This window comes from Pseudomonas hormoni, assembly GCF_018502625.1.
Lineage (GTDB): Bacteria > Pseudomonadota > Gammaproteobacteria > Pseudomonadales > Pseudomonadaceae > Aquipseudomonas > Aquipseudomonas hormoni.
Genome location: NZ_CP075566.1, coordinates 1,626,064 through 1,642,310, shown reverse-complemented (window position 1 = coordinate 1,642,310; position 16,247 = coordinate 1,626,064). Strand labels below are relative to the sequence as shown.

The 16,247-nt window shown below is 61.3% G+C and carries 11 protein-coding genes; 5 read left to right on the top strand and 6 right to left on the bottom strand.

From position 1 onward, the window contains the following. Window positions 1-32: 32 nt before the first annotated feature. Window positions 33-428: a hypothetical protein gene (locus KJF94_RS07730; RefSeq protein WP_214382366.1), complete on the top strand. Its 396-nt coding sequence runs from the start codon at window positions 33-35 to the stop codon at window positions 426-428. On the opposite strand, the gene KJF94_RS07725 is transcribed toward KJF94_RS07730, so the two are convergent. The 5 genes from KJF94_RS07725 to KJF94_RS07705 all read right to left on the bottom strand — a co-directional run bounded on the left by KJF94_RS07725 (window position 419) and on the right by KJF94_RS07705 (window position 8,884). Further along, complete coding sequence (locus KJF94_RS07725; protein WP_214382364.1) at window positions 419-1,849, bottom strand: sigma-54-dependent transcriptional regulator; 1,431 nt, start codon at window positions 1,847-1,849, stop codon at window positions 419-421. The two genes, KJF94_RS07730 and KJF94_RS07725, sit on opposite strands and share 10 nt — an antisense overlap. Beyond that, a complete protein-coding gene (locus KJF94_RS07720; RefSeq protein WP_214382362.1) occupies window positions 1,818-3,314 on the bottom strand; it encodes a sensor histidine kinase in 1,497 nt (498 codons plus the stop codon). The genes KJF94_RS07725 and KJF94_RS07720 overlap by 32 nt, the downstream gene beginning before the upstream one ends. A gap of 101 nt (window positions 3,315-3,415) precedes the next feature. Next, the gene (locus KJF94_RS07715) at window positions 3,416-4,429 is read right to left on the bottom strand and encodes an SCO family protein (protein WP_214382360.1); all 1,014 of its coding nucleotides are present in this window, start codon (window positions 4,427-4,429) and stop codon (window positions 3,416-3,418) included. 17 nt (window positions 4,430-4,446) lie between these two features. Next, complete coding sequence (locus KJF94_RS07710) at window positions 4,447-7,254, bottom strand: multicopper oxidase domain-containing protein (RefSeq protein WP_214382358.1); 2,808 nt, start codon at window positions 7,252-7,254, stop codon at window positions 4,447-4,449. Window positions 7,255-7,438: 184 nt separating this feature from the next. Next, window positions 7,439-8,884 (bottom strand): sensor histidine kinase, encoded by a 1,446-nt coding sequence (locus tag KJF94_RS07705; protein WP_214382356.1) that lies wholly within the window; start codon window positions 8,882-8,884, stop codon window positions 7,439-7,441. 272 nt (window positions 8,885-9,156) lie between these two features. On the opposite strand from KJF94_RS07705, the gene KJF94_RS07700 reads away from it, so the two are divergent. The 4 genes from KJF94_RS07700 to KJF94_RS07685 are packed head-to-tail and all read left to right on the top strand — an operon-like array spanning window position 9,157 to window position 14,782. Continuing rightward, window positions 9,157-10,506 carry a hypothetical protein gene (locus tag KJF94_RS07700; RefSeq protein ID WP_214382354.1) on the top strand — a complete coding sequence of 450 codons (1,350 nt, stop codon included), beginning with the start codon at window positions 9,157-9,159 and terminating at the stop codon, window positions 10,504-10,506. Window positions 10,507-10,541: 35 nt separating this feature from the next. Further along, window positions 10,542-12,788: an Ig-like domain-containing protein gene (locus KJF94_RS07695; RefSeq protein WP_214382352.1), complete on the top strand. Its 2,247-nt coding sequence runs from the start codon at window positions 10,542-10,544 to the stop codon at window positions 12,786-12,788. Between the two features lie 59 nt (window positions 12,789-12,847). After that, window positions 12,848-13,309: a curlin gene (locus KJF94_RS07690; RefSeq protein WP_214382350.1), complete on the top strand. Its 462-nt coding sequence runs from the start codon at window positions 12,848-12,850 to the stop codon at window positions 13,307-13,309. Window positions 13,310-13,336: 27 nt separating this feature from the next. Continuing rightward, the gene (locus tag KJF94_RS07685; RefSeq protein WP_214382348.1) at window positions 13,337-14,782 is read left to right on the top strand and encodes a curlin; all 1,446 of its coding nucleotides are present in this window, start codon (window positions 13,337-13,339) and stop codon (window positions 14,780-14,782) included. Window positions 14,783-15,376: 594 nt separating this feature from the next. Here the strand turns inward: KJF94_RS07685 and KJF94_RS07680 are convergent. Next, complete coding sequence (locus tag KJF94_RS07680) at window positions 15,377-16,231, bottom strand: CsgG/HfaB family protein (protein WP_214382346.1); 855 nt, start codon at window positions 16,229-16,231, stop codon at window positions 15,377-15,379. Window positions 16,232-16,247 lie beyond the last annotated feature (16 nt).

The following is a 16,247-nucleotide window of genomic DNA, read 5'->3' as shown; positions in this document are numbered from 1 at the left end:
AATGCGGGAAAACCGATTTCGCAGGTACTGCCATGAAACACACCCATCTGCCGCTGTTGTTCGCCCTCTGCCTGACCGCCGCCACCGGCGTTCACGCGCAAGACAGCCTGGTACCCACGTCCGAGTACAGCAGCGAGTTCAACTATTACGGGGAAAACCAGCCGTTCGCCCACCCCGTTCCGCCGACCCTGAGCACGGTACCGCCGCGCTCGTACATCCCGACACCCCCTCTGGATTTCATCCCGATCGCCAGCCAGCATGAGTTTTCCGACTCACGGTTGCCGACGGTCGCGGATGCCACCGTCCGGGTGTTCATCCGCTCCTACGATCCGGAACGCGGCGTCTACGTGAACGAAGAAGTCGTCGACCCCACGTGCCTGCTGGCCTGCCTCAGTCGCCAGGGCCAGGCGACGCCCGTTTACCATTGACGTTTGTCCGGGCGCGCGAGGCCGAGTTTTTCGATCCGGTAGCGCAGCATGTCGCGGCTCAGGCCCAGCAGGCGTGCGGATTTGGTGACGTTCCAGTCGGTCCTGTCGAGCATCTTGCGCACCATGTCGCGTTCCACCTCCGGCAGGTTCATCGACTCGTTGCCGTTGTAGACCGGACGTGGCTCGCTGTGTTGTTGTGCCTCCGGCATCGCCAGCGGTTCATCCACCAGGCTCAGGCAGACGTTCAACTGGTGGGCGGCGATGCTGTCGCTCTGGGCCAGCAGCACGGTTTGTTCGAGCATGTTGCGCAATTCGCGCACGTTGCCCGGCCAGTTGTAGCTGAGCAGCAAATCTTCGGCCTGATCGCTGAAATACAGGTTCGGTTTGCCATAGCGTTTGCCGTGGATCGCCAGGAAATGCCGGGCCAGTAGCAGGATGTCTTCACCACGGGCGTACAGGCGCGGCACCTTGATCGAAATGATGCGCAGGCGGAAGAACAGGTCGCGGCGAAACTTGCCCTGCTGGACCATTTGCTCGAGGTTGCAGTTGGTGGCGCTGATCACCCGCAAATTGACCTTGCGCTCTTTCACCGAACCGACCCGGCGAATGGTCCGGTCTTCGATCAGCTTCAGCAGTTTGGCCTGCAGCAGCAGGTCCATTTCACCCACTTCATCAAGAAACAACGTCCCGCCATCGGCCGCTTCTACCAGGCCAACGCGACGGTCCTTGGCGTCGGTGAACGCGCCCTTCTCGTGGCCGAACAGTTCCGACTCCACCAGGTTGGAAGGGATCGATGCGCAGTTGAATTCAATGAACGGCCCCTTGGCACGCGGACCGTCAAAATGCAGCGCGCGGGCCACCAGTTCCTTGCCGGTGCCGGTCTCGCCTTCCACCAGCACGGGCGGCAGATCGGTGTTGGCCATCCGGCGCTCGGCGTCGAGCAACTGCGTAATGGTGCCTTTGAGATAGAGCATGGGCCCCGATTCGCCGATCAACGCCTGCACCCCCGATTTCTGCGCTTCGCGCTCCTGATAGAACGACAGCGTTCGTTCCATCCGGTCGGTAGCCAGGGCCTTGTCCAGCAACAGCTTGAGTTCCGGCAGCGCTACCGGCTTGGTGACGTAATGGAACGCGCCCTCTTTCATCGCCACCACGGCGTCTTCGACATTGCCGTAGCCGGTCATCATGATCACTTTCAGGTCCGGCGCGCTGATGCGCAGCTTCTGGATCAGGTCGTGACCGCTCATGCCCGGCAGCGAGTTGTCGGTCAGCACCACGTCCGGAGCGAACGTGCGCATTTGCTCCAGCGCCTCTTCAGCCGAGTGGCAGACCGTTACCTCGAATTCCTTGAGCTCAAGATAGGTCTGAATGTTCTCGGCGAGGAGTTCGTCATCCTCGACCAGCAGAATGCTCTGCCCCATATTCCCCTCCCGTTGCCACTTTAAAATTAAGACTGACGCGGGTCCCTTGCTGCTCCTGACTGGTCAGTTCGACCGAGCCCTCGAAGCGTTCCATTATTCGTTTGACCAGGGCCAGGCCGACGCCCAACCCGCCTTGTTTGGTGGTGAAAAACGGCTTGAAGACCATTTGCTGCTGCTGTTTGGTCATGCCCTTGCCGGTATCGCTCAGGGTCATGCGCACGTGCCCGGCCTGCGGCGATTCAATCTCGATGCTCAGCAGACCGCCCTTGGGCATGGCTTCCAGGGCGTTGGCAAACAGGCTGTTGAGAATTTGCGTCAGCAACACCTGTTGGCTGACGACCGGCGGGCAGGCATTGGGTGTGAAACGAACGTCGACATTGGAGCGGTTGATCAGCGCGTCGAAGGCACTCAGGGTGTCGTCGATGGCGAGCACCAGATCCACTGTTTCATACTCGTCAGTCATCGGCCGCAACGACACCAGCAGCTCGCGAACCCAGCGCGACATGCGATCGACCTGACTGATGATGTCGCCGATGTTTTTCTGTGAGCTCTGGCTGGCGATCTCCTGGGCCAGTTCGGCGCTGGAGCGAATGTTCGCCAGCGGATTGCGCAAGCTGTGGGCCACGGCCGAGGACATTTCCCCCAGGGCCACGAAGGTTTCGTTGGCGATCAGCTGTTTCTGCTGGCTCTCGAGCAGCTTGGCCGCACGCTGCACAATCCAGAACAGCCCGAGGTAGATGACGGCACCGCCAAGCACGGTCGCCACCCATATCGACTTGAAACCGCGCTGGATGCGCGCAACCAGATCAACCGGCTCCTTGTAGACCTCGACCATGGCGATGACCTTGGTCTTGTCGGCATTGAACATCGGAATGTAGTTTTCGATGAACAGATACTCCGGCTCGCGCAGCAGTCTCTGCTCGGGACGTTCTTCATCGATCTCGTGGTAGCTGGTGGACACGGCTTCCTTCATCGCGAAGGACTCGTCCAGCTCCTCATCATCTTCAATTCGCACGCCGATCAACTCCGGGTTGGTCGACCAGACCACGGTGCGATCCAGCGCGTACACCGTGGCCAGCAGCATGTCCGGCAGATGCCCCACATGATCGAGAAACTCGTTGCGCGAGGCGGCACGGGCACCCGGATTGACATCGGGGTAGGCGTTATCCTGACGCGGGTCGAGCATTTCGCCCATGGTTCTGTTCGGGGTGATCGACGCGTGGCGAATTTCGGCATCACCGATGGCCTGAACGAATTGCGCGGTCAGCATGGAATCGCGCGCGATGCTCTCCTCGACCACGAAACGCGTGGAAATGTAGCCAAGCCCCAACGCCACGGCGGCAATAATGAAAAAGCTGCCGAAGGAGAACCAGCGCAGCAGATTGAACTGTCCACGCCATCCCGTGCTTTCTGCTGCCGGCGTATTCGGCGGCGCAGGTACTTTTTGTTGTTCGAGTATCTGCATGGGGCGAATCCTGGATACTGACATGAAGCCTTTTCAGTGGCGTTTCGGATCAGTGTAGGTGGCATTGTTCGAGCCCGGTGCTCGACGATAGTAATTAGCCGCTATGGCGCCTGTGCGGCCTGCAACAGTTGCTGACGTTCGGTTTCTTCCTCCAGAAAATCGACGATGGACTGCGCCGCGTTCACATCCAGACGCAGGTTTGGCATCGGCACTTGGTCAAAGCGTTGAAACAGTTCCAGCGCAATCGGGTCCTTTTCGGCAAGCATGCGATCCGGTTCGCGGATCCAGCGATTGAGCCAGGCGGGATCCCGTAGACGCGTCACGCCGATCAGGTCCGGACCGATGCTGCGCATGCCGATGCCCTGCCCGTCTTGCGGCCCGAGGCTGTGACACGACGCACAACGGGTGCGAAACAACTCTTCGCCGTTGCTCGGCGGACGGATCTCGGGCGCATCGACATAACTTTCTTCAACGCTGGGTTGCTTCCAGTTCTGCAAGGTATTGGCCAACTGATCGGCGAGGATCCATGGATTCTCGAACGGTGAGGCTTTCATCCAGCGACCGGTACTCTGGTTGCCCACGATCAGGCTCAGGTTGTGGTCCTTGCTGCGGCCGTTGTCGACGCCTTCGATGAACAGCCCGAGCTTTTTGCGCAGATCGGTAACGGCATCGAATTCGCCGGTGAGAAACTGCCAGCCTGGCCCGACCTTGAAGCGCTGTGCGTAGGCCTTGAGCACTTCGGGTGTATCGCTCAACGGGTCGATGCTGATCGAGTAGAAAAAAATGTCCTGGCCAACCCGGGGCCCCAACAACTGTTGCACCTGGCGCAGGCGCGCGGTTTCCAGCGGACAGGAGTCGCTGCACGTGGTGAAGATGAAGTTGATCACCACCACTTTGCCCTTGATCAGGTCATCGAAAAAACGCACCTGCCGACCGTCCTGATCGGTCAGCAAGGTGTTGGGGAAGTAATCACCGCCCCAGGGTGTCGCCGATTCCGTCGGCGACGGTTCATCACCTTCATGAGCGAGCAGTACCCAAGCGGCCAGCACACAGCTGACCAGCAGCAAAATCAGGTACATGCCCAGGGCGCGGGAGCGCGGCGTACGTGATGTCATGCCGGCTCCCCTGCGGATCATGGTGTGACCTCTGCTTTGGTGCCGTAGCCGTCGCCTGTGCGGAAGGTTGGCAGCGCGGCGGAGTTCACGTAGCGCACGCCATCCCAGCTCGGCAACGGAGTCGGCATCAACTGCAGTTGCCCCGGTTTCTCAAGGTCCCACCGCAGCAACATGGAGTTGTCCTCATGTTGCGTGTTGTGGCAGTGCTCCATGTAGGTGCCGGCGAATTCGCGGAAGTTGATCGCAATCTCGACATTGTCCGTACCATCCTTTTCCGAACCGATGCGATACACGTCCTTGCGTGCCCATTTTTCCCATTCCGGTGGCGGCTTGCCGCCACGGCTGAGGATGATCCCTTCCTCGAAGTGCACGTGCACCGGGTGACTCCAGCCCGTGCCGCTGCCCTGGATATGCCACACCTCCAGCGTACCGAAACCCGTGACGCCGGCGTCGGTCGGACCGCTGGCCAGTTTGGTCGAGGTGTTCAGCCGGCGCGGGTCCATGCGAAACCCGAAGCCGCCGTCGGTCTTGATCGTCCAGGGCGCTTCATCGGTGCCGTCGGAACGGCCGAAGGTGTAGGTGCGGTGGCGGGCTTTGGCCAGCAGCGCCTTGTCGGCAGCATTGTCGTAGTGAATCTTCAGCGGAATCATCGTCAGGCCTTCAGCCTTGCCCGGTTTGGCCGGTTCATAAGCGGCCGGGTCCATGGCCAGGTCCTGACCGGTGTAAGCCTTGACGTTGAGTTGCAACACCTTGCCTACCGCCGGATCACCGTCTTCCCATTTCGGCCCCTTGCTGGTTTGCTTGATGATCGCCTTGTATTTCTCGGACAGCACGTCAGCCAGGGAGACGGGTTCTTCCGGACCCTTGCCGTCTTCGTGCACCAGCAGGTTGACGAAGAACAGCTTGTCGCCCGATTTGACCCCGTTTTTCGAGAAGTTGACGATGATGTCGTGACGCTCGGCGATGCCCAGAGTTGGCAGGATCGCGTTGTGGTTCTGTTTATCACCGTCGGCATCCAGGTCCATGCTGCCGTCGAACGGCACGCTGTGTTCCATGATATTGCCGTCGTTGGCGATCATGTGGAACGGCACCCGGGCATACGACACGCCCGACCCGGCAGGCCCTGGGAACTCGCCACTGGTGCCCTTGATCTCGCGCACCAGCGCCATTTTGAAGTAGCGCGACACTGAGCCATTGAGCATGCGGAAGCGATAGCTGCGTGCACGCACGTCCAGGGTGGGTTTCCACTTCCAGTTGACCAGCACCTGGTCACCGAGGAAGCCGTCAGTATTGAAGGGGTTGAACCACAGCTGACCGTTCTTATCCCACGCCTTGTCGGCAAACATCAGGTTGACGTCGTAGTCGCGGTTACCCCAAGGCAAGGCGCTGCCGCTGGGGAGGCGCAGGTTGACGCCGTCATTCACCGATTCATTGCCACGGTCCAGGGCGCTGTAGTAATTCATCATCGCCGCGTTGCCCTTGTAGACGTTCTGCGCGGTGAAATCGAGCATGTGGTCGTGGAACCAGTGGGTGCTCATGGTTTCGCGCCAGTCGCCGCGGACCTTGATCATGCCGTTGTCGCAGGTCTTGCGGCTGGGGTTGAGGTCGTTGGTCCACAGGGTTTCACCCGGTGAGCACGGAAAGGCTGCACGCGGGTCCTCAGCCTTGGTGTTGATGCTGTCGTAGCCGGCCAACTGGATCGGCCAGCGATAGTCGTAAAATTGCCCGGGGAAGAAAAACGCATTGGCATAACCGTCGCTTTCCGCCGGTGCGTGACCGTTGTGCTCGTGGGTGGTGATGGTGTGCAGGCCAAAACCCATGTTTGCCGACGGGTCGATCGGCAAGCCGTTGTAATGGCGCATCAACACGGGTTGCCCGTAACGCACCATGAGCAATTTGGGCGGCAAGGTGCCGTCGAAGGTCCATACCGATTTGTGGTTCTGCACCGGCATTTTCGGGTGAAAACGCGGTTCAAAGCCTTTGGAGGTGCCTGCGGTCGCCGGCACGCCTGCCACATTGTAATAGAGGCCATTGGGGCCAAACTCGCCCACGGCATAGCGGTGCATCTGACGACTGTCACGCATACCGGTATTCATCCGTGCGCCGGTTTGCACGGTTTTGTAAGACACCTGCGGGTAAAACTCGTTCCAGCGCTGGTGCGACCAGCCTTTTCCTGGCGGACGGCCTTCCGCCGACGAGCCGACACGGCGGTTGAGGAAAAATTCGATCTGCTTCTGCCAAGGGTTGCGGTCGACCACGTTGGAATAATGGCTGGGGAACGGAGTCAAGCCTGGTTGACGCAAGAACGCGTCGAGCGCCGCACTCGGTGGGGCGCTGCGAGCGACGCTGGTGGGATCTTGTTGCGGCAGCGGTCCGATGGCGGCGGGTGGAAACGGCAAAAGTGCCGCCGGAGTCGTGGGGTCGAGTTTTTCCAGACCGAATTCTTCGAACAGCGCCAGTGGCTGAGTGAACGGCAAAGCACCATACAGCGGACTGGGTTTTCCGTTGGTGGGGTAATTGAAACTGGTCTGCAGCGCTGGCGGCAGGATGTTTTCCTGGCGCGGGGTGTTTCGGTTGCCTTTGACGCCACCCGGCAAATCGAAGGAATCCAGGTTGGCCGGGGGCATGGTCAAAATGGCGTTCAAGGCTCCCTGTCGGTCAGCCGGTTCGTCGTAGTAGGCCGAGGGGTCGGACGGTCCGGGCTGTCCTTCGTCGTCGATCGGGCCGGCGCGCAGGCTCGTTGTGCCGAGCATCGTTGCGAGTAGGACGCTCAGGGGCGTCAGAAGGCCAAGCCATTTGCAGGGGTGCCGCGCTTTTCTGTCCATCACCAGCCGCCTCGAAGTTGTGAAGGGGGTAATGGGGGTTTTGCAAGGAGCTAGCCAGACTTGTAACAAGTTTATTCGAAAGATTAATACCTATCGAAACAATGGCTTATCAACATCAATTTGCCACGCCCGAAAAAACGACTGGGGAATGACACCCGCTACCGGGGAAAGTTCATCCCCCATTTCAGGGAATCCGCTTGAATGACAGGCGTGCACACGTGCCCTCGCCCTCGCAACTTTCCAGGCTCACGGCACCGCCGTAGCGTTCCATGATTCGTTTGACCAGCACCAGCCCGACACCCAGCCCGCCTTGCTTGGTGGTGAAAAACGGCCGGAAGGCCAGGTTGCGTTGTTCCTCGTTCATGCCTTTGCCCGTGTCTCTCACCACCATACTGACGCCTCGGGCATCAGTGGCTTCCAGGGTGATGGTCAGCGTGCCGCCCTTGTCCATGGCTTCCAGCGCATTGGCCAACAAACTGCTGAGGATTTGCGACAACTGTATTGGCTGGCTCAGGACCATCGGCGTGTCCTTCGGCTCGAACACCACGTGAACCCCGGCGTTGGCGATCTGCTGTTCGAAGGCCATGAGGCTGTCATGCAACGCCGCCACCAGGTTCACCGCTTCGGGCTCGTCATGGAGCGGGCGCAAGGATTGCAGCAGTTCCCTTACCCATTTCGACATGCGATCCGCCTGGCCGATGATGTCGGTGATGTTTTTGTGCGCCGGGCCGCTGTCGAACTCCAGCGCCAGCTCGGCGCTTGAGCGAATGGTCGCCAACGGGTTACGCAAACTGTGGGCCACCGCCGACGACATCTCACCCAGGGCAACGAACGTCTCGTTGGTAATCAATTGTTTTTGTTGCACCGCCAGCAGAATCGCCGCCCGGCGCACGATCCAGTACAGCCCCAGATAAATCAGCCCGCCGCCCAGCGCGGTGGCCAGCCAGATCAACACCAGGCCGCGCTCCATGCGGTCGATCAGGTCCTTCGGTTCCTTGTAGATCTCCACCATCGCGGTGACGTTCTTCCCATCGGCATCGAACAGCGGAATGTAGTTTTCGATGAAGATGAAATCCGGTGGCGATACGAACTTCTGCTCCATGCGTGCCTTGTCGACATTGTGGTAGCTGGTCGACACCGGCTTCCTGGAGGCAAACGCCTGCTCCAGGTCTTCGTCGGCGAGGATCGTGGTTCCCATCAATGCCGGGTTTGTCGACCAGACCACCATGCGATCGGGCGCATAGATGTTGGCCAGGATCACGTCCGGCAGGTGCTCGATATGGTCGAGAAATTCGCCCCGGACATTGGCGCGGTCCATCGGGTCGACGTCCGGGAAATCCCTGTCTTTGCGCGGGTCCAGCAGCTCGCCCATGGTCCGCACATTCGGGATCGACACATGACGCATCTCGGCGTATGCGATCGTCTGAATGAACTGCGAGGTCAACATCGCATCGCGCTGTACGCTCTCGGTAATCACAAACCGCGTGGACACTGCGCCCAGCGCCACCGCCACCGTGCCGATCACCGCCATGCTGATGAGCGAAAACCAGCGCAGCAGGTTGAACGGCTGCTTGCGCGAGCTCAGGCGAGTGCCCTCCTCGGACGGGAGCGTTTGCGTAGGCAAGTTCATGGGCGTACTTCTCGGCGGTTCCCCCCATTGGTTATAGCCCACTCATGGCTGTTTGCCCGACCCTGGGTCCGCACTTCCCCAATTTTCCATCTACCCCCAAAGCTGGGGACAGTGGCCCTAATGACCGGCCGGCATTCCAACGCCGCTTGAGCCTGAGACGCCCTGATTCCGGGCCTCTGAAGGCCGTTTCCCGCGATTGGTATGGAAGTTGCCGCCACTCCCCCTCAACTGACCCATCACCACGGGGCAGGTCTCTGATAGAGGGAATACTCATGCACCCTTTACTGTCCAAAACCGCGATCGCCCTGGTCGTGTCCACTCTGGCCCAAGGCGTCGCCCAGGCAGCGTTGTTCGCTGTCGACCCCGGTCCTTACGTCACCACCAAGAACGGTGCCTTTGCTGCCTGGTATCAGGACACCCACGGTCGAACTCTTGATCTTTGCCTGTCCAAGGCTGTCAGTTCACGGGTGCCCGGTGTGCCGGGCGCACCGACGTACATGTGCAACCTGCTGCCGACGCCGGGGGTGTTCGACGACGCGCAACCGATCGTCTTCCCGACCAACTTTCCCGATGAAGCGTTCTGGTTCACCGTCGACGGTACGATTGTCGATGCGGCCAGGGGCATCGACCTGGCCTACGGCTCGGCCATCGAAGCCGCCTTCGCCGCCGAAGAGCCGATTGACGGCGACCAGGTCAGCTTCGCCCGGGTGCGCATTCGCGTCGACGTGCCCACCGCCGGCACCTACGTCATCACCCACCCCTACGGCGTCGATGTGTTCAACATCGACACCCCCGGTCGGCGCGCGATCAACATGACCCGGGACATCGGCATCGGTACGCCGAAGACCTACGACGGCGCCCTCAAAGGTGATGTCGGCCCCTTCCTGCGCAGCGTCAACGGCCCTTACACCGAAACCAACCCGGTCACCGGTCAGGCGGAAACCTTCATCGGCGATCCGAACCTCGAAGAAGCCGTCACCGGGAGCCCGTTCAACACCAACTTCATCCGCATCGAAGGGCCAGGAGGCCTGGACCTGCGGACCACGGTATTCGCCGTCTCCGGCAAATTGTCGAGCGTGATCCGGCCGACACCGATGATCCCCCAGCGCAGCACCTACTCGCGACATGCCGGCGCCAGCGCACCGGTGGCGCAGCAGGACGTGTTCGTCATGGCTCCGCCGCCACCCGCCACCGTCACCCTGGACAGCAACAACCCAGTGCTGAACCTGCGCGAAGCCAACACCACCGGCAACTGGTACGCACAGTCGTCGACCAACCCAAGCTTGCCAAGCACCTTGCAAGTGACCGCCGACAACCACCTGGCCATCCCAAGCAGCACCCCAACTACCTTGCCCATGCCGCTGACCGACCTGGTGGTGATCCAGCGCGCCGAGTACAGCCTGAGTACCGGGCAAATAACGGTGGTGGCCTCCACCAGTGACGAAACTTCGCCGCCAGTGCTGAACGCCACCTCGGGCACCGGCGTTGCCATCGGCGCCCTCAGTGGCGACGGCGCGGTCAAAAGCCTGGCCACCGGGATCTCACCGATTCCACCGGCCAAGGTTCGGGTGACGTCATCCAATGGCGGCAGCGATACCGAAGAAGTGGTCATCGTGCAATGAACGCTCACATGCCCAGATCCTCATCAGGAGGCATCATGAACAATTGGCCACGCCTGGCGCTCAACGCCCTGGGGCTGACTCTATCGCTGTCCGGCAGCGCGTACGCGCAACTCGCCGCCGTCGACCCCGGCCCTTACACCTTCGCCACGGGGAAATTCCCCATGTGGTATCAGGACAAAAATCTGCTGTCGATGGAGCTGTGTCAGTCCCGGGCCGCGAGCTCGCGGGTACCAGCCACGGTGCCGCCGTCCTACATGTGCACCCTGCTGCCGGAACCCGGCGTCTATGACGACAGCCAACCGATGGTGTTCCCGGATAACTGGCCGCCGGAAGCCTTCTGGTTCCTCGCCGAAACCTCCATCGCCAACAACGCCGCCGGCTATGGCATGGATGCCTACGTGGCCGGGATCGAAGCGGCCTTCGCCTCGGAAAACCCCATCGATGGCGATCAGCAAAGCTTCGCGCGGATTCGCATCCGGGTGAACGTGCCCACCGCCGGGACTTACACCGTCACGCACCCTTACGGTGTGGAAACGGTGAACGTCACCACGCCGGGCCGGCGTGCGATCAACATCACCAAAGATGTCGGCATCGGCGCGCCGGGTAATTTCAGCGGTGCCGTGAACGGGGCCATCGGGCCATTCCTGCGCAGCGTCAACGGCCCCTACACCGAGGTGAACCCGGACACCGGCACCGTCGAAACCTTCGTCGGCGACCCTAACCTCACCGAAGCCGTCACCGGCAGCCCGAACAACACCAACTTCGTGCGCATCACCGGGCCGGCGGGGACCATTCAGACCAACCTCTTCACCCTCGCCGGGAAGGTCCTCGACAACCGTGCGCAAACCCATGTGGAAATGGGCCGTGCCACCTACCGGCGCATCCCCTCCGGCACCGGCAGCAGCACCCGGGTCGAAGTCTTTGGCAAAGCGGACAACAGCTCGACGCTGTGCTTCCGTGAAACCGTCGCGCTGGTTCCCGGACCACCGCTTTCGCCGTGCCAGACCAACCTGGTGGGCGACAACAACGGGCTGTTCTTCGGTCAGCATCTGATCACCGGCACGGTGCCTTCGGTTGTGGTACTCACCGCCACCAACCCGACGGGCACCACTCGGCCCACGGCGGTGTCGAGCAAGCTCACTGACCTGGTGAAAATCCAGACCGCTCGCTACAACTTCAGCAATCACAGCCTGCTGATTGAGGCCACTTCCACAGATGAAGTGGCCGTGCCGGACATGGTCGCTCAAGGTTACGGACGTCTGTCGAAGTCCGGCACCCTGCAACGCCTGACCGTCACCGATCTGCCACAGCCACCGGCCAGCGTCACGGTCAAGTCCGCCGCGGGCGGCAGTGACACCGAACCGGTTGTGGTGGCCGGAACGGCACCGAACAGCGGTGAGAACCAGCCGCCGCTGGCCGTTGCCGACACCGGCAGCACCAGCTTCGGGGTGCCGCTGACCCTCAACCTGCTGGCCAACGACAGCGATCCGGACGGCAACGTACCGTTGAGCATCACCGCGCTGACCCAACCGGCCACCGGGCAAGGCACCGTGGCGTTGAGCGGTTCGGCCGCCGTGGTCTACACGCCGCCAGCCGTGGTTACTGTGCCGCTGACCACGACCTTCACCTACAAGGCTCAAGACGTCAAAGGCCTGGCCTCGGCAACCCCGGCGACCGTGACCATCACCGTGGCGCCTAACCGGCCACCGGTGGCTGTCGCGGACAGCATCGCAACGCTGGGCGTGGCGGTGCCGATCAATGTGCTGCTCAACGACACCGATCCGGAAGGCAACGTGCCGCTGGCCGTCGCCAGTTTCACCCAACCGGCAGCCGGTCGCGGCACGGTCAGCAGCAACGGCACGGTGATCACCTACACCCCACCGGCCACCGTCACGACGGCGTTCACCACGACCTTCACCTACATCGCCCGAGACAGCCTGGGCGCCGTGTCGACGGCACCGGCGACGGTCACCGTGCAAGTCTCGCCCCGGCCACCGGCAGAAACCTTCACGGTGACCACGGCTACGGTGTCGGCGCGTTCCAATAACCGCTTCACCTGGGACTTTGCGGGCACTTCATCGGTGACCACCGGCAACACCATCACCATCCGGGTCAGCACCCCGACCGGATTGGCGACCCTGGGCACCGCCACGGTACCGGTGACCGGTCGCTGGCGGTTGACGGTTAACAACACCACCGCGGTGATTCCGTCGGCGAACCCGACCGCCACCATCACCTCGTCCCAAGGCACCGTGCGCACGGTGTCGGTGATCTCGAACTGAGCCCTCGCCCCATCGACCGCACGGTTGATGGGGCAGGCCTCTGCCCAAAGGACAACACCATGAAAACGTCGATCGCCACCCTGCTCTGCCTGTTTCTGCTCTGCAGCAGCGCAGGCGTGCGCGCCGACGATCTGATGGAGAACGACGACCTGGCCCCCGGCGCCGACCTCGGCGAGTTGCCACCGCCGATTGGCCAGCACGCGCTGATCGACCAGAACGGACAGGCCAACGTGGCACTGCTGCAACAGAACGGCCAGTCGTTGCTCGGCACCATCGTCCAGTCGGGAAGCAATCAGGAGGCTTATATCCTGCAACAAGGCAGCGACCTGATGGCGATGATCACTCAGCAAGGTTCCGGCAACTCCGCCTCGATCACGCAGACCGGCAGCCAGAACCGCGCGCAGATTTCCCAGAACGGCAACAACAACGACGCCAGCATCGACCAGGCCGGCACGGGGCTTACCAGCGCCGTGAGCCAGTCGGGAAACGGCATGAGCGTTTCGGTCAAACAATACCGCTAAAGCACTGCAACACATGGAGGTTTCACCATGTTCAAACTGACGCCCCTCACCGCCGCCGTCCTGGTCATTGTCAGTGCCCAGGCGATGGCCGACGACAGCGTTTCCACCCAGGATCAGGTCGGCACCGCCAACGTCGCCGACGTGAAGCAGACCCTGGCCCCCTTCAGCACCGCCACCCAGCAGCAACTCGGCCAGGGCAACGACGCGGCCGCCAAGCAGGACACGGCCACCAGCACCATCGAGCAGAACCAGGTTGGCGAATACAACGCGGGTTACGCCGAGCAATTGTTCGAAGACAACAGCAAAATCACCCAGCAACAGACCGGCAGCTTCAACACCAGCCACGCCAGCCAGTCGATGGGCGCAGGTAGCGGTGAAGTGCTGCAACAACAGCAAGGCAGCGGCAACTTCTCGTTCGTCTATCAGGACAGCCAGGACGGCACGACCGGTCAAACCTTCCAGTTCGGTGACAGCAATGAAGCCTACATCGAACAGATCCAGCCCGGCATCGCCAACACCGCGGTGATCATCCAGTACGGCACCACCAACTACGCCACCGCCGAACAGATCAACCACATGGGCGGCCAGATCGACATCAACCAGACCGGCACCAGCAACTATGCCTACGGCGACCAGCGAAATGGCGACGGCGGCAACCTGACCATCAACCAGCTCGGCGAAGGCAACGGCACTGAAATCTGGCAAGACGGACAAGTCGGCAGCGAAGCCACCGTCGACCAGATCGGCTTAAGCAACGAAACCGTGGTCGACCAGAGCTTCGGCGAAAACAACACCGCCCACGTGTTCCAGGTTGGCGACCTCAACGCGATCTATGCCGACCAGTTCCAGTCCACTGGCTCGACCATCGCGCTGTACCAGACAGGCACTGGCAACACGCACTTCACCTACCAGACCGGCGAAGGCCATTCACTCACCGCCACCTCGGTGGGTAGCGACAACAAGGTCTACGCCAGCAACTGGAAAGGTCCGCAAAAAGGTGGCCAGTTCGGCAGCAACCAGAGCGCAACCGTCACCCAGACCGGCAACGCCAACATCGCCAACTTTACGCAAGACGGCGTCGGCCACATCATGACCACCCACCAGACCGGCACCGGCAACAAAACCACCGTCAGCCAGGCCGAGAACTACAACGAGCTGTACTTCGACCAAAACGGCAGCGACAACGTCCTCATCGCCGACCAGCGCGGCACCACCAACCTGGCTCAGGGCAGCAGCAACGGTATGGGCAACAGCACCGCGTTCGACCAGTCCGGCAGCGACAACCAGGCTTACACCACCCAGTGGGGCAACGATAACCAGATCACTGTGAAACAGGCTGACACGATGAACGTGGCGTATGTGACCCAGGGTGGCAGCGGGAACATTGCCAATGTTGATCAGAGCGGCATGACGCAGATGGCGACTGTTCAGCAGGTGGGGACGGATAACCGGGCGACGGTGTTGCAGCAGTAATTTCGGGGGATAAAAAACCGCGGTCCCTGGTGGGGGGGCGCGGTTTTTTTTGCCTGATGTTTGCAGGGCTCACCGGTTCCTGTAGGAGCTTGGCTTGCCAGCGAAGGCGGCCTGATAGCCGACCATTTTTTTCAGGTGTACATATCCGTTTTTGCGGTAACGGCCGCTTAGGGTTTCGCCCTTACGGCGAGTCACTTGGAAAAGCCCCAAGTAACCAAGGGCTCTTGCCCCTTTCGTTCCGTGCCTCGCCTAGGCTCGCCATGCCCTCCTTCCGGTCCTGCTCCGTGGGCCCGCCGCCATCGGCCATCCATGGCCGGGGGCGGCGGGCCCACGGAGCAGGACCGGAGCGAGGGAATGGCGAGCCTAGGCGAGGCACCGTACGTCAGGGGCGCGGGCGCTTGGTTACTTGGCGCTCTTCCAAGTGACCCGCCGTAAGGGCGGAACCAATAGCCGCCGTTACCGCAGGAATGGATATGTACTCGGTCAACAAAATATAGGTCGGCTATTAGGCCGCCTTCGCGGGCAAGCCTCGCTCCTACAGGAGGACATCCGGTGCATTCAGATGAACCAGGTCGGCCCGAAGGCCGCCTCGGCTTACTCTTCTTCAGGCACCTTGTTCTGAGTCAGGTAACGATCGAGCGTCTCACTGCTCTCAGGCGAATTATCCCCCGCCACCTGCCACAAACGCCGCTCGATCCCCTGCGCCAACAGATGCCCCACCGCCGCCTCGATCGCCGACAACACACACAACTGCGCCGGCTCGTTGGTGGTATACCCGACCTCCGCTTCGAGCAACTTCTTGAACTCGATAAATTTGAACACCCCGGCACTACGGCCCACGGAGTAGATGGTCTTGCTGGTCATCACATTGGCCAACACCTGCCCGCTGCGCACATCCACCGCCCGAAGATTCACCGTGACCTGATCCACCCGATATTCCCGGGAAATGTCGATGCCCAGGTAACGCGCGCCTTCCCCGCCGCTTTTCACATTGGTGTCATAGGCGATGATCCCGCCCTCGAGCATCATGTTCGCCGCTTGCAGCGGCGGCAGTTCACCCTGGATATTCACCGGCGTGTTCGGCTTTTTCTGCGAGGCGCGGATGATCTTGCGCTCGGTCAGCAGGTTCTGCAGCCCTTCCCGCTCCAGCACCACAAACCAGCCACTGGCCTGTAACGCATCCATCAGCATGCTCGCCGCACCCTGGGTCACGCTGGTGGAAAACGAGCTGGCCGGCGTCGGTTTGTACTGACCGGTCTGATCCCTGAAACCGTACACCACCGCCATCAACCGGCCCTTGGGTCGCGGCATGTTGATCAAGTCGTAGTAGGTCGAAGCCCTCGGGGTCAGCGTCGGCGTTTCGGTGTCCTGCTCAGCCCCGATCGGCTCGCGCAGACTGCACCCTTGCAACATCGCCAACATCAGCCCCAGCACCATTATTCTTTTCATGTCCTTCCCTCCCCAT